Source organism: Pseudomonas sp. WS 5021, assembly GCF_012985535.1.
Lineage (GTDB): Bacteria > Pseudomonadota > Gammaproteobacteria > Pseudomonadales > Pseudomonadaceae > Aquipseudomonas.
On the sequence record NZ_JAAQWP010000004.1, the window covers coordinates 572,166 to 593,966 of the forward strand.

21 protein-coding genes are annotated in these 21,801 nt (G+C 62.6%); 14 read left to right on the top strand and 7 right to left on the bottom strand.

Going from position 1 to position 21,801, the window contains the following annotated elements:
• Positions 1-106: 106 nt before the first annotated feature.
• Together HBO19_RS16180 and HBO19_RS16185 are read left to right on the top strand one after the other, a co-directional pair.
• A complete protein-coding gene (locus HBO19_RS16180) occupies positions 107-1,453 on the top strand; it encodes an aminotransferase class III-fold pyridoxal phosphate-dependent enzyme (RefSeq protein WP_170057844.1) in 1,347 nt (448 codons plus the stop codon).
• A 60-nt stretch (positions 1,454-1,513) separates the two neighbouring features.
• Entirely contained in the window at positions 1,514-3,001 is a 1,488-nt protein-coding gene (locus HBO19_RS16185) for an aldehyde dehydrogenase family protein (protein WP_170043492.1), read from the top strand.
• Between the two features lie 34 nt (positions 3,002-3,035).
• Here HBO19_RS16185 and HBO19_RS16190 read toward each other — a convergent pair whose 3' ends face one another.
• The 5 genes from HBO19_RS16190 to HBO19_RS16210 form a co-directional block, all read right to left on the bottom strand.
• Complete coding sequence (locus tag HBO19_RS16190) at positions 3,036-3,512, bottom strand: MarR family transcriptional regulator (RefSeq protein ID WP_170043493.1); 477 nt, start codon at positions 3,510-3,512, stop codon at positions 3,036-3,038.
• 315 nt (positions 3,513-3,827) lie between these two features.
• On the bottom strand, positions 3,828-4,598 hold the full coding sequence (locus HBO19_RS16195) for an ABC transporter ATP-binding protein (RefSeq protein ID WP_170043545.1): 771 nt from the start codon (positions 4,596-4,598) through the stop codon (positions 3,828-3,830).
• A 2-nt stretch (positions 4,599-4,600) separates the two neighbouring features.
• The gene (locus HBO19_RS16200) at positions 4,601-6,391 is read right to left on the bottom strand and encodes a branched-chain amino acid ABC transporter ATP-binding protein/permease (RefSeq protein ID WP_170057845.1); all 1,791 of its coding nucleotides are present in this window, start codon (positions 6,389-6,391) and stop codon (positions 4,601-4,603) included.
• Complete coding sequence (locus HBO19_RS16205) at positions 6,388-7,425, bottom strand: branched-chain amino acid ABC transporter permease (RefSeq protein ID WP_170043495.1); 1,038 nt, start codon at positions 7,423-7,425, stop codon at positions 6,388-6,390. Before HBO19_RS16205 ends, HBO19_RS16200 begins: the two co-directional genes overlap by 4 nt.
• Before the next feature lie 81 nt (positions 7,426-7,506).
• A complete protein-coding gene (locus HBO19_RS16210; protein WP_170057846.1) occupies positions 7,507-8,655 on the bottom strand; it encodes an ABC transporter substrate-binding protein in 1,149 nt (382 codons plus the stop codon).
• 707 nt (positions 8,656-9,362) lie between these two features.
• Between HBO19_RS16210 and HBO19_RS16215 the strand changes: the two genes are divergently transcribed.
• The 10 genes from HBO19_RS16215 (at position 9,363) to HBO19_RS16260 (ending at position 18,148) form a co-directional block, all read left to right on the top strand.
• Positions 9,363-10,484, top strand: coding sequence for an amidase (locus tag HBO19_RS16215; protein ID WP_170057847.1), 1,122 nt, complete (start codon positions 9,363-9,365; stop codon positions 10,482-10,484).
• Between the two features lie 19 nt (positions 10,485-10,503).
• On the top strand, positions 10,504-11,676 hold the full coding sequence (locus HBO19_RS16220; RefSeq protein WP_170043498.1) for an acyl-CoA dehydrogenase family protein: 1,173 nt from the start codon (positions 10,504-10,506) through the stop codon (positions 11,674-11,676).
• 30 nt (positions 11,677-11,706) lie between these two features.
• On the top strand, positions 11,707-12,066 hold the full coding sequence (locus tag HBO19_RS16225) for a hypothetical protein (RefSeq protein WP_005787259.1): 360 nt from the start codon (positions 11,707-11,709) through the stop codon (positions 12,064-12,066).
• A 9-nt stretch (positions 12,067-12,075) separates the two neighbouring features.
• Positions 12,076-12,600 carry a nuclear transport factor 2 family protein gene (locus tag HBO19_RS16230; RefSeq protein ID WP_170043499.1) on the top strand — a complete coding sequence of 175 codons (525 nt, stop codon included), beginning with the start codon at positions 12,076-12,078 and terminating at the stop codon, positions 12,598-12,600.
• 47 nt (positions 12,601-12,647) lie between these two features.
• Positions 12,648-13,934: an aromatic ring-hydroxylating dioxygenase subunit alpha gene (locus HBO19_RS16235; RefSeq protein WP_170043500.1), complete on the top strand. Its 1,287-nt coding sequence runs from the start codon at positions 12,648-12,650 to the stop codon at positions 13,932-13,934.
• A gap of 2 nt (positions 13,935-13,936) precedes the next feature.
• On the top strand, positions 13,937-14,413 hold the full coding sequence (locus tag HBO19_RS16240; protein WP_170043546.1) for an aromatic-ring-hydroxylating dioxygenase subunit beta: 477 nt from the start codon (positions 13,937-13,939) through the stop codon (positions 14,411-14,413).
• A gap of 10 nt (positions 14,414-14,423) precedes the next feature.
• Entirely contained in the window at positions 14,424-15,164 is a 741-nt protein-coding gene (locus tag HBO19_RS16245; RefSeq protein WP_170043501.1) for an SDR family NAD(P)-dependent oxidoreductase, read from the top strand.
• 60 nt (positions 15,165-15,224) lie between these two features.
• Positions 15,225-16,187, top strand: coding sequence for a PDR/VanB family oxidoreductase (locus HBO19_RS16250; protein ID WP_170043502.1), 963 nt, complete (start codon positions 15,225-15,227; stop codon positions 16,185-16,187).
• A gap of 19 nt (positions 16,188-16,206) precedes the next feature.
• Positions 16,207-16,707 carry a flavin reductase gene (locus HBO19_RS16255; protein WP_170043503.1) on the top strand — a complete coding sequence of 167 codons (501 nt, stop codon included), beginning with the start codon at positions 16,207-16,209 and terminating at the stop codon, positions 16,705-16,707.
• A 163-nt stretch (positions 16,708-16,870) separates the two neighbouring features.
• Positions 16,871-18,148 (top strand): OprD family porin, encoded by a 1,278-nt coding sequence (locus HBO19_RS16260; protein WP_170057848.1) that lies wholly within the window; start codon positions 16,871-16,873, stop codon positions 18,146-18,148.
• Between the two features lie 178 nt (positions 18,149-18,326).
• On the opposite strand, the gene HBO19_RS16265 is transcribed toward HBO19_RS16260, so the two are convergent.
• On the bottom strand, positions 18,327-19,400 hold the full coding sequence (locus tag HBO19_RS16265; RefSeq protein ID WP_170057849.1) for an L-dopachrome tautomerase-related protein: 1,074 nt from the start codon (positions 19,398-19,400) through the stop codon (positions 18,327-18,329).
• Positions 19,397-19,648, bottom strand: coding sequence for a hypothetical protein (locus HBO19_RS16270; RefSeq protein WP_170057850.1), 252 nt, complete (start codon positions 19,646-19,648; stop codon positions 19,397-19,399). The genes HBO19_RS16265 and HBO19_RS16270 overlap by 4 nt, the downstream gene beginning before the upstream one ends.
• A 30-nt stretch (positions 19,649-19,678) precedes the next feature.
• On the opposite strand from HBO19_RS16270, the gene HBO19_RS16275 reads away from it, so the two are divergent.
• On the top strand, positions 19,679-20,401 hold the full coding sequence (locus HBO19_RS16275; RefSeq protein WP_170057851.1) for a response regulator transcription factor: 723 nt from the start codon (positions 19,679-19,681) through the stop codon (positions 20,399-20,401).
• Complete coding sequence (locus HBO19_RS16280) at positions 20,401-21,744, top strand: sensor histidine kinase (RefSeq protein WP_170057852.1); 1,344 nt, start codon at positions 20,401-20,403, stop codon at positions 21,742-21,744. Before HBO19_RS16275 ends, HBO19_RS16280 begins: the two co-directional genes overlap by 1 nt.
• Positions 21,745-21,801 lie beyond the last annotated feature (57 nt).

A 21,801-nucleotide genomic window follows, 5' to 3' on the forward strand; every position in this document is an offset into this window, starting at 1 on the left:
GCTGCCAAAGTGTGCCGATTTGGGATAACGGCCCATGCACCTCGCTCCCTACAGTCCAGGCTGGCCCGAAACCTCTCGGTCCGCCTCTTCGGAAGGGAGTGCAATCATGTACGCGCATTATCAGAACGCCGAAAAAAAATTCTGGCACCCAATGCGAGCGGCCGCGGCCGCTGCGGGAGAACAGACCCTGATCATCGCCAGGGGCAATGGCAACTACGTCACCGACATCCATGGCTGGCGCATGCTCGATGGCATCGCCGGGCTGTGGAACGTCAACGTCGGCCATAACCGCGAAAGCGTCAAGCAGGCGATCCATCGGCAAATGGACGAGCTGGCGTACTACCAGACCTTCGACGGCATTGCCCATCCCCGGGTGTATGACCTGGCTGAGCGCTTGACCGGGATGTTTGCCCAGGAAGATATGCAACGGGTGCTGTTTTCCAGTGGTGGCTCCGATGCCATCGAAACCGCCTTGAAAATGAGCCGCCAGTACTGGATTGCCGCCGGGGAGCCCGAGCGCACCCGGTTCCTGTCCTTGCGCAACGGCTACCACGGCGTGCACATGGGGGGCACCTCGGTCGGCGGGATCAGTGCCTATCACTTCAACCATGGGCCACTGCTTGAAGGCTGCACGCTGCTCGACAGCCCCTGGTCTTATCGCAACCCCTGGGACTGCAGCGATCCCCAGGTCCTGACCGCCCACTGCATTCGCCAATTGGAGGAGCAGATCCGCGCGCTGGGGCCGCAGTCCATTGCGGCGTTCATCGCCGAGCCAGTGCAGGGCGCCGGCGGGGTGATCGTGCCGCCCGCAGGCTACTGGCCACAGGTGCGTGCGGTGTGTGATCGCTACGGTATTTTGCTGATTGCCGATGAAGTGGTCACCGGCTTCGGCCGCACCGGTTCGATGCTGGGGTCGCGAGGCTGGGGGGTGGCGCCGGACATTCTGTGCCTGGCCAAAGGCATCTCCGCTGGCTACATCCCGTTGGGCGCCACGCTGTTCAATGGGCGCATCGCCCGCGCCATCGAAACCGCCGACAACTTCGGCCAGGTGATCATGCACGGCTACACCTACAGCGGCCACCCGACGGCCTGTGCGGCCTCCCTGGCGGTGCTGGATATCGTCGAGCAAGAAGACCTGCCGGGCAACGCGGCGAAGGTCGGCGCCTACCTGCTAAAGCGGCTCAAACCGTTGAGCGAGCGCTTCGACGTGGTCGGCGAGGTACGGGGCAAAGGCCTGATGATTGCCCTTGACCTGGTAAGCGACAAGCACCTGCGCACGCCCATCGATCCGGCCCTGGGCTACGCCTCGCGCCTGGCGGAGCGGGTACGCCTGGAAGGGGTGCTGGTGCGTCCGGTGGGGACCAAGATCATCCTCTCGCCGCCCCTGACCCTGACGATTGAAGAAGCCGACCTGATCTGCCATGCCCTGCAAGTGGGCCTGGCGCATACCTGATCCCCCGCAAACGGTGCCCATCGGGCGCCGCACTGACGATTGCCTTGAGGAATCCTGTTTATGAGCGACATTGCCTTGCTGCCTGCGGTCACCGAGTTCCTTGCCCGCGCGCCGGCCAACTTTATTGATGGGGCCTACCGGCCCAGTACATCCACCCAGCAGATTGCCGTGCACAACCCGGCGACCGGCCAGGTGATCAGCCACATCGTCGATGCCAGCGACGACGATGTCGAGCGTGCCGTCGCCAGTGCGCGCAAGGCCTTCAAAGGCGCCTGGGCGGGCACCTCGCCCTATGCCCGTGGCGTGATCCTGAATAAATTTGCCGATCTTCTGCAAGCCCATGGCGAAGAGTTGGCGCAGCTGGAAACCCTGTGTTCAGGCAAGTCGATCAACCTGTCGCGCGGCCTGGAAATAGCCCAGAGCGTGGTGTTCCTGCGCTACTTCGCCGGCTGGGCAAGCAAGATCAACGGCCAGACCATGAGCCCCTCGATTCCGTCCATGGGCGCCGAGCAGTACATGGCCTACACCCTGCGTGAGCCGGTGGGGGTGGTCGCCGGGATTGTGCCGTGGAACTTCTCGGTGATGATTGGCATTTGGAAGATTGCTTCGGCGCTGGTCACCGGTTGCACCATCGTGGTCAAGCCCAGTGAGTTCACCCCCCTGACGTTGTTGCGGGTGGCCGAATTAGCCTGCGAGGCGGGGGTGCCGGCCGGCGCATTTAATGTAGTCAATGGCACCGGGCAGGTGGGGCAGCAATTGATCGCCCATGCCCAGATCAGCAAAGTCGCGTTCACCGGCTCGGTGCCGACCGGAATTGCCGTGGGCAAGGCGGCGATGGCTGCGGACCTGACGCGCGCGACCCTGGAGCTGGGCGGCAAGAACCCGGCGGCGTTGTTGGCCGATGTCGATATGGGCCAGGCCGTGGCCGGGATGGTGCAAATGGCCTATGTGCACCAGGGCCAGGTGTGCGCCTCGCCAGAGCGGCTCTATGTGCATCGCTCGCGGATCAGTGAGTTCCTTGAAAAACTCGGGCAGGCCCTGGGCACCCTGACGATTGGCTCGCCTCTGGATGAGAGCACCCAGTTCGGCCCGCTGGCCAACCAGGCGCACCTGGAGAAGATTCTTGATTTCTTCGCCCGGGCCAACCAGAACAACACTGTGATCTGCGGGGCCAAGGCCGTTGACCGGCCGGGCTACTTTGTCGAGCCGACGCTGATCCTGGCCAATGGCCCTGATGACCCTTTGCTGCGCGAAGAAGCCTTTGGCCCGGTGCTCTGTGTACTGCCCTATGACACGGAGGAGGAATTGGTGACCCTGATGAACGACTCGCCCTACGGCCTGACGGCCAGTGTCTGGACCAACGACCTGTCCAAGGCGCTGCGCCTGATCCCGCAAATCGAGGCCGGCACGGTGTGGGTCAATATGCACACCTTCCTTGATCCGGCGCTGCCGTTTGGCGGGGTCAAGGCCTCGGGTATGGGCCGCGAGTTTGGTGATGCGTTTATCGAGGCCTACACCGAGCTCAAGTCGGTGATGATCCGCTATTGATTCACGCCCCCCTAGGCGCCAGCAAGCCGGCGCTTCAGTCTTCGGGCAGGTTGTCGAACAGGGTCTCGAGCAAGCTGTTGAGCTTGTTGAGCTGCGCGTCCGTCAAGCCCTTAAAGCTGTTCTTGAAGATATCTGCCGTGACCTTGTGGCTCTGCTCGATGGTCTGGTACCCGGCCTCTGTCAACGAAACCTGGGTAACGCGCCCGTCGTTGGAGCAGACATTGGTCTGCACCAGACCGTCGGCTTTCATGCGGTAGACGATCTTGGTGACCGTGGGCAGCTTGGCAATGGCGTGGGTGGAGATTTCCGAGATGCTCGACGCGCCGTTGTCCTTGAGGATCAGGAGGATGCGCCAGCGGGGGATATCCATGTCGACTTTTTTCAGGGCCTTTTCCATCGCCATGGAATAGCGCCCGTTGACCCGTGCGAGCCAGTAGAAGGGGAACTCTTCTTTCTTGAAATCCTGGCTGGCAGGGTTATGACGATTCACACGTTTTTTCGCGGTGGTCATGCTCGGGCTTCGAATAATGGGCAACGGTCAATTGTTGCATATTCACGAGATTGACGTCGCACCCTGTGGCAGCATCGCTTGCCTGCGATGCAGTGCTCCAGTCAGCATTTCTGGTGGCTGACACACCGCTATCGCAGGCAAGCCAGCTCCCACAGGGGATCTTCGCATGCTAGACATCTTTGGCCCCACCACAACTCAAATGTGGGAGCTGTCTCGCTCAGCGAGGCTGCGATAGCGGTGGGGCAGCCAACATCAAGGCTGGCAATGCCGCCGCGCTGAGCGAGACAGCTCCCACAGTGGGTGTGCGTGGGGCTGTCAGGTCGCGAGCATTTCCTGATGCTTGCTGCTCAGCCCCAGGTACGCCTCGATCACCCGTGGGTCGTCGGCCAGTTGCCGGGCGGGGCCGTGCATGGCGATCTGGCCGGTTTCCAGGACGTAGGCGTAGTCTGCGACCCGCAGCGCGGCCCGTGCATTCTGCTCCACCAGCAAGATCGACACCCCTTGCTCGCGCAGGCTGCTGATGATGCGGAAGATCTCGCGGGTGACCAGCGGCGCCAGGCCAAGGCTCGGCTCGTCGAGCATCAGCAGGCGTGGCTTGGCCATCAGTGCCCGGCCCACCGCAAGCATCTGGCGCTCACCGCCGGACAAGGTGGCCGCCAATTGTTCACGCCGCTCCCACAGGCGCGGGAACAGGTCGTACACCTGCTTGAGGGTGTGGCCGTGGTCGCGCTCGCCCCGGCGGTGGCGCTGGAAGGCGCCCAGCAGCAGGTTGTCGGCCACGCTCATCGAGGTAAAGAGTTCACGCTTTTCCGGCACCAGGCCCAGGCCCCGGCCGACCATCACCTCCACTTCGGGCACGGTTTCCAGGGTGCCGTCGAAGTTGACCTGACCCCGGGAGCCCAGCACGCCCATGATTGCCGACAGCAGGGTGGTCTTGCCCGCGCCATTGGGGCCGATCACCGTAACAATCTGCCCTTCGCCGACGCGCAGGCTGGCGTTGCTCAAGGCTTCGACCTTGCCATAGGCCACGCTCAGGTTATCGATTTGCAGCAGGGTCGTGCCGGCGTTGCAGGGTTCCATTGGCATATTCATGCGTCTGCGCCTCCCAAATAGGCTTCAAGCACTGCGGGATTGTTTTGCACTTCTTCAGGCAGGCCTTGGGCGATGGGCTGGCCGAACTCCATGACCACCACGCGATCCACCAGGCCCATGACGAAGTCCATGTCGTGCTCCACCAGCAGGATCGCCATGCCTTCGGCGCGCAGGCGCCTGAGCAAGGCCGCCAGCGCCTGTTTTTCCTGGAGGCGCAGGCCTGCGGCGGGTTCGTCCAGCAGCAACAGGCACGGGTCGGTGCACAGGGCGCGGGCGATTTCCAGGATGCGTTGCTGGCCCAAGGCCAGGCTCGCGGCGTCTTCCTGCAAGTAGTCGCCCAGGCCAACCCGTTCCAGTTGATAGCGCGCTTCGGCCAGCAGTTGCTGTTCCTCGGCACGGTCCAGGTTCAGGCTGGCGGCGATCACTCCCTTGTGCCCGCGCAAGTGGGCGCCGAGGGCGGCGTTCTCCAGCACGCTCATCCCCGGTAGCAGCTTGACGTGCTGAAAGGTGCGGCTCATTCCCAGGCGGGCGACATGCCGCGAGGTTTTGCCCGTGATCGGCTGACCCTTGAAATGAATGGCCCCTGAGGTGGGCGTATCGACCCCGGACAACAGGTTGAACAGGGTGCTTTTGCCGGCGCCGTTAGGCCCGATCAGGGCAAGGATCTCCCCGGCGTCGATATGCAGGTTCATCTGGTTGTTGGCCACCAGCCCGCCGTAGCGCTTGGTCACCTGGTTGGCTTGCAGGATGCGCGTCCCCTGTTCGGCGGCGTCACGCCGGGGCAGGGCCTGCGCCTGGGGCAGCGGCGCCGTGCGGGTACGGGCCTTGAACCATCTGCCCAGCCACGGCGCCAGGCCGCCCGGCGCGCAGTGCATCAGCAACACGATCAGGATGCCGAAGACGATGGTCTCGTAATTGCCGCCGTCGCCCAGCAGATGGGGCAGCCAGTCTTGCAGCCACTCCTTGAGCACGGTGAGGATGCCGGCGCCCAGTAATGCGCCCCAGATACTTGCCACGCCACCGATCAGCGCCATGAACAGATAGTCGATGCCCATGCCCAGGCCGAACGGGGTCGGGTTGACGAAGCGCTGGGTGTGGGCGTACAGCCAGCCCGACACGGCGGCAAACAGCGCGGCGATGACAAAGATCACCATTTTTGACCGGAAGGTGTTGACCCCCATGGACTCGGCCATCAACTGGCCGCCCTTGAGCGCCCGGATCGCCCGGCCTTCGCGGGAGTCGAGGAGGTTGTGGGTGATCAGCATCGCGGCGCCCAGCACCAGCCAGATCAGGTAGAACATATCTTCACCCTGGTCCAGGGAGATCCCCGCGAGGGTAATGGCTGGCAGGCCGCCGGCGCCGGTATGGCCGCCCAGGGGTTCCAGGGTGCCGAACAGGTAATAGAGCGAAAGCCCCCAGGCGATGGTGCCCAGTGGCAGATAGTGCCCGGACAGGCGCAGGGTCAAGGCGCCCAGCATCAGCGCCACCGTCACCGTCAGGGCCACGCCCACCAGTAGGGTCAGCCACGGTGAGGCGCTCGCCCATTGCAACCAGGCCGGCAGTTGCCCGGCGGTGGTCAGCCAGGCGGTGGTGTAGGCCCCAAGGCCGACAAACGCGGCCTGGCCAAAGCTGGTCATGCCGCCGACGCCCGTCAGCAGCACCAGGCCAAGCACTACCAAGGCATACAGGCCGATGTAGTTGAGCAAGGTCACGTAGTAGGGGGCGAGCACCAGCGGCGCCAGGCCCAGCAGGGTGATCAGCGTGAGGATCAGATAGCGGGGTTTCATTCGTGTTCCTCCACGTGACGGCTGGTGAGGGAGCGCCACAGCAGGAACGGAATGATCAGGGTAAAGACGATCACTTCCTTGTAGGCGCTGGCCCAGAACATCGAGAACGCTTCGATCAGGCCCACCGCGAGGGCGCCGAGGGCAGCCACCGGGTAGCTGACCAGCCCGCCCATGATGGCGCCGACAAAGCCCTTGAGGCTGATGATGAAGCCGGAGTCGAAGTACAGCGTGGTGATGGGCGCGATCAGAATCCCGGACAGGGTGCCGATCAGGGCTGCGAGAACGAAGGTGCTCTTGCCGGCCATTTCCGGGGAAATCCCCATCAGGCGTGCCCCCATGCGATTCACCGCCGTCGCACGCAGGGCCTTGCCGTACAGAGTGCGTTCAAAGAACACAAACAGGCCGATGATCAAGCCCAGGGACGCGGCGATGATCCACAGCGTCTGGCTGTTGAGCGCCACCGGGCCCAGTTCCAGGCCTTGTTCGGAGAACGGCCGGGTGCGCGCGCCTTCCGGGCCGAACAGCAGCAGGCCCATGCCTACCAGGCTCACATGCACCGCAATCGAGACGATCAGCAGCACCAGGGAACTGGCCGATGCGATGGGTTGGAAGGCCAGCCGATAGATCAGCGGCCCCAAGGGCACCACCAGCGCCAGGGTCAACAGGGCCTGCAACGCCATGGGCAGTTGCGCCAGTGGCAGGTTGTTGACCAGGCCCACCATCGCCACGGCGTAGGCGATCTTCACCAGGCTCATGCGCGGCAGGCGCCAGGCATGGGGGCGGCGGATCGCGGCGAGCAGGTCGAGGGCGCCATCGAGCAGCGTCAGGCCCAGCAGCAGCCAGACCAGTGCGGTCGGGTGACCGGCCTGCAGGCTGGCCATGGTCAGGGCGCCATAGGTGACGAACTCACCCTGGGGGATCAACAGGATCCGGGTCACGGTAAACACCAGGAGTATCGACAAGGCCAACAACGCATAAATGGCGCCATTGGTGATGCCGTCCTGGCCAAGCAGTAAGGCTATCTGGGCATTCATAGGGCAACTCTTTGCACGGGGTCATCAGGCTTTGGGCGTCCGCCGGACACGGCTGGCCGAGCGGGCAGGGAGGGCGCGGTCTCACTCTTTGAGCAGGGTCCAGGTGCCATTTTTCACCTGGATCAGCTCCCGGCCGCGTTCATCGAACCCGCTGTGGTCATCCGGGGTCATGCTGTAGACGCCTTGGGTGCCGGCCAGCTCGTGGGTGGTTTCCAGGGCGTCACGCAGCGCTCGGCGAAACTCCACGGTGCCCGGTGCGGCTTTGGCGGCGGCCAGGGGGATTGCGGCTTGCAGCAGCAGGCCGGCATCGAACGTGTTGGCGCCAAAGGTGGCGGGTTTGCTGCCATAGAGCTTCTGGTAGGCGGCGGTGTAGTCGGCGGCGATTTTCTTCGACGGATTGCTGTCGGGGATCTCATCGAGGACCAGCATCAGGCTGGCGGCAAGGATCGTCCCTTCGACCTTCTTGCCGCCCAGCTTGAGGAAGTCCGGCAGCGCCGCTCCGTGGGTCTGGTAGACCTGGCCACGGTAACCCTGGTCGAACAGCGTGGCCTGGGGCATCACCGCCGGGCTGCCCGGCGCCGCGACCAGCACCGCGTCGGGGCGGGTCGCGAGCACTTTGAGGCTTTGCCCGGTGATGGAGGTGTCCTGGCGCTGGAAGCGTTCGTTGGCGACGATCTTGATCCCATGCTCGGTCGCCAGGGCCGTGGCGACCTTGGCCCAGTTCTCGCCATACGGGTCGGCGGTGCCGATCAGGCCCAGGGTTTTCACCTGGTGCCGGGCCATGTGCTCGAACAGCGCCTTGGCGATCAACTCGTCATTTTGCGTGGTCTTGAACACCCATTTCTTCTCTGCCGTCATCGGCAGGATCACCGCCGCGGTGCCCACGGGCGACAACAGCGGTACCTGCGCCTCGGCGACAAACGAGATCACCCCGATGGCATTGGGCGAGCCGCTTGGGCCGATGATCGCATCCACTTTGTCTTCGCTGATCAGCTTCTTCAACGCCTTGACCGTGGCCGTCGGGTCGCTGCCATCGTCCAGCGCGATGTAGCGGATGGCTTGGTCCCCGACCTGGGTCGGCAGCAGCGCCACGGTGTTTTTCTGTGGCACGCCGATCATGGCCAAAGGGCCTGCGGCCGAGGTGATCACGCCGACCGTGACTTGCGCCTGGGCCAGGGATACGCAGGCCGCACTCAGTAGCAAGGTGGACACAGCTTTTTTCAAGAGCATGGAATTCTCCGAAGCATTGCAAGGCTAAGCAAGCGCCCGTCCCTCGGTTCGTCGCCGCTTGAACAGCGGTCGCGATGCGCGATGGAGGCGAGCCCTTGGCGGTTGCCGCAACGGCGTGAGCCGCTGTTGATGGGCGAGTAGGGCGATAGCAGGTTGCATGCCAGAAAAATCTGCGGTGGCTGTGTGAAGCAGGATTTGCCGCGGCCGGTGGCCGAAGAGTTTGTGGCCTGAAGGGGGGCACAAGCGGGTGTTGGGCGAAGGCGCTAGCTCGCGGTTCTTTCGCCATTTTTTTCTGAGTTTTTTATAGAAAAAACACCTAATAAATCAGCCATTTTTTGCTAGTTTTTTCATAGATAAAACAATCGGTAACTTTTCGTTTCTGCGTAATTTTCTAGATTTTCTGCACCTCAGGTAAACAGAAGGAAATCGTGATTGTCGTCTTTGTATTTAAGTAACTACATGAAATATAACGGTTTATTTATTTTTTCATATTGAATTTACCGATTTTCAGAGTGTTACCGAAATGCACGGCTCCAGTGCATCCCGTAAAAAATGTGCACCGAAAATACCCATAATTTTAAATAGACAAATCAATTGACATTTCACGTAAATATTATGATTTTAGATTTAAGCGTTGGGCAGGGTTTACCTGCCCAGTCCACTGGCAAGCGACGCACCGGCGTCGCCATATTGAGCGGGAGGGGAACATGACCATCGTCGTCGAGCATTTGGCTTTGGGAGGTAATGGTCTGTCGGTGATGGTCAAGGACACGATCGACATCGCAGGCTATGCAACCCGTGCTGGCAGCCGGGCCCTGGAGCATGCTGCGCCGGCGCAGGAACATGCCGCAGTGGTCAGGGCCCTGCTCGCGGGCGACTGCCGGATTCTCGGCAAGACCAGCCTGCATGAACTGGCCTTTGGCACCACCGGGATCAATCACTGGAGCGGCACCGCCGACAACCCGCTGTACCCCGGCTACATTCCTGGCGGCTCCTCCAGTGGTTCGGCGGCGGCGGTCGCGGCGGGGCTGGTGGACTTCGCCCTGGGGACCGACACCGGTGGGTCGGTGCGTGTGCCCGCCGCCTGTTGCGGGGTGTTTGGCCTCAAGCCGACCTATGGACGGATCAGCCGAGCGGGGGTGATGCCCAGCGTTTCCAGCCTCGATTGCGTTGGCCCGTTTGCCGCCAGCATGGCGCTGTTGATTGCGGCCATGCAGGTCATCGACCCGGGGTTCGTTGCCCAGGCCTGTCCAGCCGACCTCAGCATTGGCGTAGTGCCGGTCGCGGCGCATCCGCAGATCCTGCAAACCCTCGACCAAGCATTGGCCCGCAGCGGTTTTGCCCTGCACCCAACGCCGCTGCCCGGCATGCAGGCGGCCTACGACGCAGGCCTGGCGGTGATCAACCGTGAGACCTGGAACGCCTGCGGGCACCTGTTGCCCGGCGGCCTGCTGGGCGCGGATATCGCCGCGCGCGTGCAAGCTGCGGGCTTGACCGGCGACGACGAACTGCAGCAGGCCGAACAGGTACGCCAGGCATTTACCCGTGAGGTGGATGCGGTCCTGGCGCAGCACCCGATCCTGGCCTTGCCTACCCTGCCCGATTACCCCCTGGCGGTGGCGCAAGCGGCGGACACCCGCGCTGCCATCGGCATGACCAGCCTAGTGCGCCCATTCAACCTCTCTGGCCACCCGGCCCTGAGCCTGCCGCTGCAAGGCCCGAATGGCTTGCCGGTGGGCCTGCAACTGATCGCTGGCAAAGGTCAGGACGCCTTGCTGTGCGCGGTGGCCCTGATGATTTCGCAACGCCTAGAACAACAATCAGCCTGATTATTTTTGGAGGTATTCCATGACTGCACTTCGTGCACAAAGTCCGAGGTCCGACCTGTCGATCGTCGGCGGTGACGACTTCCAGCAACTGCTGGACGACATCCGTCGGCGCGCGCGCAGCGGTGAGTTCGACCAGCAAAAACACATCAGCCAGGACATCATCGAGCGCTTTCGCACACTTGGGGTGTACCGCGCCCTGGTGCCCAAGCGTTTTGGCGGGGAAGAGTGTTCGCCGGCGCAGTTCTGCCAGATGGTCGAGGATATCGCCCACGCTGACGGCTCCGCCGGCTGGGTGGCGAGTTTCGGCATGAGCCTGGTGTACCTCTCGGCGTTGCCCCTGGCGAGTATCGAGCAGGTCTACGCCAACGGCCCGGACGTGGTGTTCGCCGGGGGGATCTTCCCGCCGCAACCGGCCGCGTTTGTCGACGGGGGCCTTGAGGTCAACGGGCGCTGGAAGTTCTCCAGCGGGTGCATGGGTGCCTCGTTGATCGGGGTCGGCATCGCGCCGAAAAACGGCGACATGCTCGGCCTGCCACGCATGGCGGTGATGCCCCGGGACAAGGTGCGCATCGAGCAGACCTGGGACGTTACCGGCTTGATCGGCACCGGCAGCCACGACCTGGTGGTCGAGGGCGTGGTGGTGCCCGAGGAGTGGACTTTTGTGCGCGGCGGGCCGTCGAGCCTGACCGAACCGCTGTTTCGCTACCCGTCGCTGTCGTTCGCCACCCAGGTGTTGTCGGTGGTCGGGCTGGGTGTGGCGCGGGCTGCGCTGGATGAACTCAGCGGCATGGCCAACGGGCGCATTTCGGTGACCGGCGCGCCGTCCTTGTCTGACCGGCCCCTGGCCCAGGTAGAAGTGGCCAAGGCCGAGGCGGCCTTGCTCTCGGCCCGGGCCTGGTTCTACCAGGCCATCGATGACGCCTGGAGCAGCATCCTGGCCGGCGACCCGGTGTCGGTGGCGCAAACCAACCTGCTGCGCCTGTCGTCGACCCATGCGACTCGGGTGGCCGCAGATGTTGCGCGCACCGCGCAGATGCTCTCGGGGATGAGCGGGGTGTACCGCAGCAGCCCGCTGTCGCGCTTCGTCAACGATGCCCAGGTCATCACCCAGCACGCCTTTATGGGCGACATGACTTACCAAAGCGCCGGCGCGATTTTCTTCGGCAACAAGCCGTTGCCCGGCTATCTGTGACGTTCAATTTTCAACAAAAAGGTGACTGCAATGAGCGATACCAAAGCCTTGCGCGTGCTGTTTTGCATGGGCATCAACCAGAATTTCTTCGACGCCCCACGGGACGAGCAACTGCAGGTGTGGGCTGCATTCAGCCAGATGTGGAATGGCATCCATGACCTGCCGGGCGTCAAGGTGTTCGGCAACATGGACGATGACCAGAGCATGGTCGGCCCGTCCACCGGCTACCCCTGGACCACCTACCTGTTGGCCGACGTGCCGGACATTGCCAGCGTGCATGCGGCCTGCAACCTGTTTCGCAGCACCCCGGTGGGTGATGGCACCTACAAGCTGTGGAAGTACTGCAAGGTCGAGGCCCGCACCGGCCGCGAACTGATTATCCAGCGCTGAGGCCCGGCCATGAACGAACACCTCGAAGCCCTGGCGCAACGCCTGGAAGCCCTGGAAAGCGCCAACGCCATCCGTGCCTGCATGAACCGCTATATGCAGCTGTGCGATGACCTGGGCGCCCACTCGCCGCTGGATGAACTGGCGGGGCTGTTCACCCCCAAGGCGATCTGGGAAGGCAAGGGCAGCAAGTACCAGGAGGCCTTTGGCGGCTACCACGGGCGTGCTGCCATTCGCGGGATGTTTGCCACCTACATGGTCGAGCCCGCGCACTTTGCCCTCAACGTGCACTTCCTGACCGGCGAACAGATTGACGTGCAGGGCCAGCGGGCCAGTGGTTCCTGGGTGATGTTGCAGGCCTCGACCTTTGCCAGTGGCGCGTCCCATTTGAACAGTGCGCGCCTGAGCGTGACCTTCGAGCGTAACGACGGCCAGTGGCGCATCGCCCGTTTCCAGACCGAGAACCTGTTCAGCCGCCCCGTGAGCCTGTGGAACCACAGCGCCCGGTTGCCGGTGCCCCATAAGCCGGGTGAGTGAAACCCGCATTCAAGTAAGTCGGCCCGGCGGGTCGACGAGGAGACATCGTGAATAACCTGATTCAAGCCGTGAACCTTGAGAGTTACCCCTCCGAACGCGTCCTGTCGGACCGTGTGCACACGTCGCTGTACACCGATGCCCAAGTCTTCGACCAGGAGCTGGAGAAGATTTTCTACAAGACCTGGATCTGGGTCGGGCACGTCAGCGAAATTCCCGACGCCGGCAGCTACAAGACCACCTACGTCGGCAAGCAGCCGGTGATTGTGGTACGTGACCGCAAGCAGGCGATCCATGTGCTGCTCAACCGCTGCCGTCATCGCGCCGCGACGGTGTGCGAGCACAAAAAGGGCAAGACCAACAGCTTCGTCTGCCCCTACCACGGCTGGAGCTACGCCCTCGATGGTTCGCTGCGCGGCGTGCCCCACCCGGAGAGCTACGCCGACATGCTGGACAAGGGTGAACACCCGCTGGTGAGCCTGCGGGTCGAGCAATACGCCGGGATGATTTTCGCCACCTTCAACGATGCCATCGAGCCGCTGGAGGAGTTTCTCGGCGCGGCCAGGAAATGGATCGACCTGTTTATGAAGCAGGGCGGTGGCTACCCGATCAAGGTCGCTGGCGAACACCGATTCCGTTTCCCCGGCAACTGGAAAATCCAGCTGGAAAACACCACCGACGCCTACCACTTCCCGTTGGTACACAAGTCGTTCCTGTCGTCGGTGGATAAGCAGACTGAAGAGATGCTCAATTTCGTCGGCGGCAGCGGCTACGTCGAAGACCTGGGCAACGGCCATAGCGTGATGGTGATGATCCCGGACTTGATCGATCTGGAAGCCAACCTTGAGTTGCCGATCCCGGCGCGTTTCGAGGAACTCGCCGGGCAATTGCGCGAAGAAGGGCATGACGAGCAGGCGGTGCGCCGCATTGTCCGCGCGGTGGGCGGCTCGGGGTTCAACCTCAATCTGTTCCCCAACATTGCGTGCTCGATGGCGTTCTTCCGGGTGCTGCAACCGATTGCCGTGGACGAGACCGAGATCCACCACGCGGTGATCACCATGGACGGCGGCCCGGCGGTCGCCAACCGTTACCGCTTGCGCCTGCATGAGCACTTCCAGGGCCCGATGGGGTTTGGCACGCCGGACGATTCCGAGGCGTGGGAGCGGGTGCAGAAGGGCGCCAGCGCGGGTACCGACCTGTGGGTCATGCTCAATCGCGGCCTGGCTGGCGAGCAGGCCAGCGCCGATGGCCTGGTCAGTGATGTCAGCGCCGAAACCGGCATGCGCGCCGGCTATCAGCAGTGGAAAAAAATGATGTCGGCCCAGGAGACCCAGTGATGATCAACGTACAACTGCTCAACCAGGCCAGCGCCTTTATCTGGCAAGAAGCGGACATGCTCGATCACGGTGAGTTCCAGGCATGGCTGGCGCTGTGGACCGAGGGTGCAACCTACATCATCCCCATCGACCCCTTGGAAACCGACTTTGAAAACACCCTCAACTATGCCTATGACGACCATCACATGCGCCAGTTGCGGGTCACGCGCCTGACCAGCGGCGAGTCGATTTCCACCACGCCACGGGCGCGTACCGTGCGCACGCTGTCGCGGTTTCGCCTGCTTGCCGATGACGGCGCCACCGTCACTGTGCGCTGTGCGCAGAACCTGCGTGAATGCCGCAAGGATGTGCTCAAGCACTACACCGCCGATATCACGTTCGAGCTGCTGCGTGACGGCGACAGTTTCAAGATCCAGCGCAAGCTGATTCACCTGATCAACTCCACCGACACCCTCGCCGGTATCGGTTACATCCTGTGAGGGCGCCGGCATGACACAGATAGCCTTAGTGACGGGTGCCGCCCAGGGCCTGGGGTATGCCATCGCTGCCCAGTTGTACGCAGCGGGGTACGCGATGGTGCTCAGCGACCTGTCCCTGGTGGCGGCAAATGCCGCTGCCCGACGCCTGGATCCGAGCGGCGAGCGCGTCCTGGCGCTGCGTCTGGACGTGGGCTGCAAGGCCGACTTCGAGCAGGCGCTGGCGGCGACTGTCCAGCGTTTCGGCGCCCTGCATGTGGTGGTCAACAATGCGGCCATGACCCTGGCCACGCCGTTGATGCAGATCAGCCCCGAGGAGTTCGAGCGGGTCACCAACATCAACCAGCGCGGCACCTTTCTCGGATGCCAGGTGCTGGGGGCGTACCTGGCCGACCGGGGCTATGGGCGGATCATCAATATGGCGTCCCTGGCCGGGCAGAACGGCGGGACCGCTACCGGTGGGCATTACGCGGCGTCCAAGGGCGCGATCATCACCTTGACCAAGATCTTCGCCAAGGAGCTGGCGGCGCGTGGGGTGACGGTCAATGCCATCGCCCCGGGGCCGATCGACTCGCCAGCGGTGCATGCGGTGGTCGCGCCCGAGCGCATGGAGCAATTGCTTGAGGCAATCCCGGTAAAGCGCCTGGGCAGCGCCGATTACATCGGCCGCCTGGTGGTGCAACTGGCAGAACAAGATGCCTATTTCGTCACAGGCGCGACCTGGGACGTCAACGGTGGGCTGTTTATGCGCTGACGCGACAACGGGCCGACCGTGATCGGCCTTGGCCAATAATAACCAGCGGAACGAGCCGATATGAGCGTGCAAACATTATTGAAAGTGGTGGTGCAAAAGCGCCAGGAACAGGGGCAGGGGGTGGTGGTCCTCGACCTGGCCGACCCGGATGGCCAGGCCTTGCCGGCCTTCGAGGCCGGGGCCCATGTGGATATTCACCTGCAACCGGGCCTGATCCGCCAGTACTCGCTGTGCGGCGACCCGGCCAACCCCCAGGTCTACCGCTTGGGCGTACTGAAAGACCCGGGTTCGCGCGGCGGCTCCCTGGCGGTGCACGAGCAACTGCTGGAAGGCCAGGTGGTGCAGATCAGCGCGCCGCGCAACCTGTTTCCCCTGGCGGCCGATGCGCAACGCTCGATCCTGATCGGCGGCGGCATCGGCATCACGCCCATGGTGGCCATGGCGTATGCCTTGCAGGCCCAGGGGCGTGAGTTCCAGCTGCACTATTGCGCGCGTTCGCGCAGCCTCTGCGGCTTTATCGACGAGCTGCAGCACGCGGCATTCGCGTCGCGGGTCCACACCCATTTCGATGACGAGGACCAGGGGCAGCGCCTTGATTTGCAAGCGGTGCTCGGGGTGCCCGGTGCGGGGGTGCACGTCTATGTCTGCGGGCCGGCCGGCTTCATGGACTGGGTGATCAGTGAGGCGGTCAAGGCCGGACATGCCCAGGACCATATCCATCGAGAGTACTTCCAGGTCGAAGTCGATAGCAGCGGCCAGGGCTTTGAAGTGGTCGCCGCGCGCAGCGGCAAGCAGGTGCAGGTGCTGGAAGGGCAGAGCATCCTCGATGCCCTGGCCAGTGTCGGCATCAAGATTGAAATTTCCTGCGAGCAGGGGGTGTGCGGGACGTGCCTGTGCGATGTGCTGGAAGGTGAGCCCGACCATCGGGATGTCTACCTCACCGACGACGAAAAGGCCGCCAACGACCAGATCCTGGTGTGTTGCTCGCGGGCTAAATCGAAAAAACTGGTGCTGGACATCTGAATCGGCGGAGGGCAAGACCATGGTAGATACAACAGGTTTTCGCAATGCAATGGCATTGCTCGGCGGCGCCGTATCGGTGATCGCCACCGATGGTGCGGCCGGGCGCTTCGGCTTTACGGCTTCTGCGGTGTGCAGCGTCACGGACCAGCCGCCGACACTGCTGGTGTGCATGAACCGGGCGTCGACATCCAATATCAGTTTCAAGAGCAACGGCGTGTTGAGCGTCAACGTGCTGACGGCCGATCACCAGGCGATTTGCGGGGTGTTCGCCAACCGCGACATGAATACCGAGCAGCGTTTTGCCTGTGCCCAGTGGCTGACCCTTGAAAGTGGCGCGCCGATTCTGCAGGAGTCGCTGGTGAGTTTCGATTGCCGCATCGCCCAGGCCCACGAGGTGGGTTCGCATACGATTTTCTACTGTGAGGTGCTGGGTATCTGCAATGGCGAAAGCCAGGAAGGCCTGGTGTATTTCAATCGTGCCTATCATCGCCTGGGGGACGCATCGAAGGCCGCCTCCTGATAGTTGCCAGGCAACTTGTCCGGTTCTCTAAAACAACAATAAGCGTGCCCCGCACGCGTGCGTCTTTTTGCAGCAAGTGGTTATAAAAATAAGACTGCGGATTAACTGCCCATTAGTGATCTGCCCCACTCAAATGTTTTGCGCGCATATAAAGGAACCACCGATGCCTCTTGAAAATAGAATGGGCCGCGACTGCGTGTTCGTCGGCCTGCTGGGCTGCCTGACGCCGCTGTTTGCCCAGGCAGACTTTATCAACGATCGGCAAATCAGCCTGGGCCTGCGTAACTTTTACCTGGACCGGGACTTTCACCAGACTGACGCCCCCAAATCCCGGGTCGGCAGTTGGACCCAGGGTTTCGACTTCAAGGCCGCCTCTGGCTACACCGAAGGCCCCGTACAGTTTGCTCTCGATCTCTACGGGCAGTACGCGTACCGCCTGGACGGCGGCGGCGGGCGTGGGCCGGACTCGGTGATCCCCTACGACGACAGCCGTGGCGAACCGGTGCAGGATTACGGGCGCGCGGCATTCGCGGCAAAAGTCCGCTATTCGAAGACCGAGTTGAAGTTGGGCGAACACCGTCCGACGTTGCCGGTGGCGTATTACGACGATACCCGGCAATTGGTGACCACCTTTAATGGGGTTAGTATCGAGTCCAAGGACATTGATAAGTGGACACTGACCGCCGGGCGTTTCAACCAGATCAGTTCGCGGGAGTCTTCCGACCGTGAAAAGATGTACCTGTTTAATGGCCCGGATATAAAACGCCGCAGCGACGGCCTGAATTTTGCCGGTGCCACTTATGCGCTGACCCCGCAGTTATCCGCGACGTATTTCTACGGCCAGTTGGAAGATATCTACCAGCAGCAATACTTCGGCCTGAGCCATGACCTCGACCTGGGGGGTGGCTATGCGTTGAAAAGTGACCTGCGTTATTTCGATAACCAGGAAGACGGCAAGGCGCTGTACGGAAAAATCGACAACCGCTCCTATGGCCTGATGACCGCCTTGAAAAAAGGCGGCCATACCTTTGGCGTCGCCTACCAGCGCATGCTCGGTGAAAGCGGCTTCCCCACCATCAACGGCTACGCCCCCCAGCCGTACCTGGTGAACTGGTCCGTGGTGTCTTACGTCAAGCCCAATGAAAGTTCCTGGTCGGTGAGTTATGACTACAACTTCGTGGCAATGGGCATCCCCGGGTTGAAGTTCAAGACCCGCTACTTCCGTGGAACAGGCATCGACCGTGGCAACAATGCCCTGGACCAGAACGTTGAAAGCGAACGCTGGCTGGGCCTTGGCTATGTGGTGCAGGACGGCACTTTCAAAAACCTGGGTGTGGAGTGGCGCCGTTACGACGTCAAGACCCGCTACGGCAACGGCAGCACGGCGGGGCCGGACTATACGGAAACGCGCTTGATTACGACGTATGTGTTTAGGTTTTGAGGTCGGCTGAGGGTATTGGCTCTCGCCGGCGTGCTGGCAAGGAGGATGCACCTCGTTGCCAGCCGAACCCCAGACAAAGAAAAGCCCGCGATGGGGAGTGCGGGCTTAAAGGGTTTCACTAGGAGCTGGGACCACCCTAGGCGCCCGACTGTGAAAGGGATGTGAAAGCGCTAGGCGATCAGCGCTGTGTCGATAAGCGATAAACCGCCACTGGCCACTGCACCAGGGATTTACCCTTGTTGAACAGCGCTACCCGGTCCATCTGTGGGGTGGGTAGCCACAACGTCCCATCCTTGTCCAGGAAGGGTGCATCAACCCAATGCAGGCGCTCGTCCACGATCAGGGTGTCGATCTGTCCGTCAGGTCGGCGTACCCGCATGGCGTCGTGGGCCAGGTCGGAAAAGTACAGGTTGCCCTGTGCATCCATGACCGACCCGCCGGTTGCCGGGATGTCGGCAAAGAACTCCACCCGTGCAGCCAGTTGTTCCGGGGGCAGGGCCGGGTTCGTAAGGTCTTGGATCCGCACCTTGAACCACGGGCCTTGCAGCGCGCCGTAATACAGCCAGACGCCGTCAATGCTGACTTCCAGCGGGTCGGCGTTGACGCGCAGGGGTTGGCCGTCGGGGGCCTTGACCACCTGGTTGCTGAGGATCAAGTCCCGGTCAGGCCGGGCGACCACTGAGGTGTGTTGGTCCAGCACGCGCCGGGCCGCGCCGGTCTCCAGGTCGACGACAATAATGCCGGCATTGCCCGCATCGGTGAGGAAGGCCTTACCGGCGCTGAAGCGGACGTCATCCACGTAGCTGCCCGCCATGGCGATATCCGGCCCGAAGAAGTAGGTGCGAACCACCTGGTTGGTACGCAGGTCGATACACACCAGTTTCGCACCCTGGCTGACGGGGTTGCCGCCGAACTCGGGCGAGCCGGTGTCCACGACCCACAGTTTGTCGCCTTCCAGGCGCAGGGCATTGATGTTCACGAAGACGTTGGCAGCATCCCGCCCTGGTGCCCAGCTGTTCCAGGCACCGCTTGGATAGGCAGCGCGCTGGCCATTTTGGTCGATTGCCGTCAGTTGTGGCCCCTGGGTCCCGGTCCAGCGTGGCCCAGAGAGAAACGTGCGGCCGCTGTAGTGCGCTACGGCGTTCCAGATCTGCTCGGAGCTTTGGACCGCAACGTCCAGCTCGGGCTGTTTGACGGTGGCGCATCCGGCAAGCAGTGCCAGCATGGCGGCGCCCAGCAGCAAGCGGGTCATGAGCGAGCGCCCCCTGCGCGGGCACAGGTATCCCACAACTCGGTGAGACGTTGATGGAGGGTGTGCATGAACTGGCTGACGGTGGCTTTGGACATGATGATTCTCCTGCATCCGGTGAAGTGACCTAACGAGGAGATAGCTTGATTGTTGGTGTTTAACTGAAAAAGCCCAGGTTCCACGGATTCAGTTTCTTCAAAATATTGATAATCCGCGCCCAAACAGCTCAACACGCAACGTTCGTTGCGCAATGTTTCTCCGGATGAGAAACTGGCCTAATTGTGAACAGTTATCATCCACTACCTAAACCATCTTCTTCCGCACGCATCCTGGTCATCGAGGATGACGTCGAACTGTGCGCCCACCTTTGTAGCCATCTGAGCCGGCGCGGCTTCATTTTGAGCAGTGCTCATCGTGGCGATGAAGGCTTGAGTTTGGCCCTGGATCCAGCGGTCGAGCTGGTCCTGCTGGATATCATGCTGCCCAACGAAAACGGCCTGAAAGTACTGGCGCGCTTGCGCAGCGAGCGGGGTACGCCGGTGATTCTGATGTCGGCACTGGGCGCCGAGCAGGATCGCATCACCGGTTTCAGCCAGGGCGCGGACGACTACCTGCCCAAGCCTTTCAGCCTCGCCGAACTGGATGTGCGTATCGACGCGTTGCTGCGGCGTGTGGCACTTGATCGCGGCGCACCCGCCAGCAGGCCGCCATTGCTGGACCTGGATGCAGGCGCCCGGGATCTCATGTTCAACGGCTGCCCGGCAGGCCTGACCGGTTCGGAGTTCCGCTTGCTGTGCACCCTGCATGAACACGCCGGCGAACCCTTGTCCAAGGCGTTCCTGTACCAGCATGTGTTGCACCGCGCCTATACCCGGCTGGATCGCGGCCTGGATGTGCATGTGTGCAATGTGCGGCGCAAGCTCGCGGCGATCAACCTGCAAGGGGTGCGCATCGAAGCGGTGCGGCATCAGGGGTATGTGTTGCTGTGCGAAGGCTTGAGCTGATGCAGCGCCGGCACCCACTGCTGTGGAAAATGGCACTGCTGCAAGTGTGTTTCTGCCTGCTGCTGGTGTGGTTGGTGTGGGGCTGGGGCTTGCAGGTCGAGCGCAGTACCTACTTTCTTGAACAACCCGACCGCGATGCCCTGAGCGCCTATGCCGCCCAGGCCGAAGAGGTGGCCGCCGCCGGCGATGCCCAGGCCGTGGAGCAATGGCGACTCGCCCTGCAACAGCGCGAGCAGACCTGGGTCGGCGTGCTCGATCCGTTCCTGCAAAGCCTCGGCACCCAACCGCTGACGGCGGCCGAAGTCAGTCACCTGACCTTTATGCGCAAGCCCAGTTGGCCCATGAGCAAGCGTCTGGAGGATGAACTGCCCTATGTCAGCATCGCCTTCCCCCAGCACCCGGAGCGCGGCCGTTTGGTCATGCAGTTGCCCGAGCGCTTGCTGCCACCGGGGCTCACGCCTTGGACGCACCTGTTTACCCACGGCGTGGTGCCGGTGGTGTTGGCCTTGGGCCTGGGGCTGTTGCTGTATCGCCACCTGGTGTTGCCATTGAACGAATTGCGCGAGCGCGCGAACGCCCTGAGTGCCGGTGACCTGGCGCCGCTGGCCAGCAGTTCGGTGACCCGACGCGGCGATGAGCTGGGTGAGTTGGCGCGAGCCTACGAGCACATGGCCGAACGCCTGCGCCAGAGCCTGCAGCAGCAACGCCAACTGCTGCGCACCCTGTCCCATGAAATCCGCACGCCCTTGGCCCGTTTGAAAATCGCCAGCGAAAGCGGCCTGGCGCGCCAGCAGTTGGAGCAACGGCTGGCGCGGGAAGTCGAGGAGATGCGGCGCCTGGTGGATGACTCCCTCAACCTGGCCTGGCTGGATACCGAAAAGCCCCGGTTGCAGTCTGAGGACGTGCGGGTGGCCTCGGTGTGGGAAGCGCTGGTGCAGGACGCGCATTTCGAAACGGACTGGCCATTGCAGGCGCTGGTGTGCGAAGTCGACGGTGATTGTGAAATCAGGGTCCATCTCAACAGTTTCGCCCAGGCCCTGGAAAACATCTTGCGCAACGCCATCCGCCATTCACCTCCAGGGGGTGTCATCCGCTTGAGCGGCGAGCGTGAAGGGGATACGTGGCTGTTGACCGTCGAGGACCAGGGCCCGGGCGTCGATGAAGCCGATCTGGAGCGGATTTTTGAACCCTACCTGCGCCTGGACGGCGCACCCGGCACTGGTTTTGGCCTGGGCTTGAGCATTGCCCGCCGCGCCCTGCAGTTGCAGGGCGGGCAGTTATGGGCCAGCCACGGCACGCAGGGTTTGCGCATGAACCTGCGGGTGGCGGCGGCAAATGTTTAGAAAGTTAATGTTCTTTACTCGCAATTGCATCTGATTATCATCTGCGATCTTTGCTGG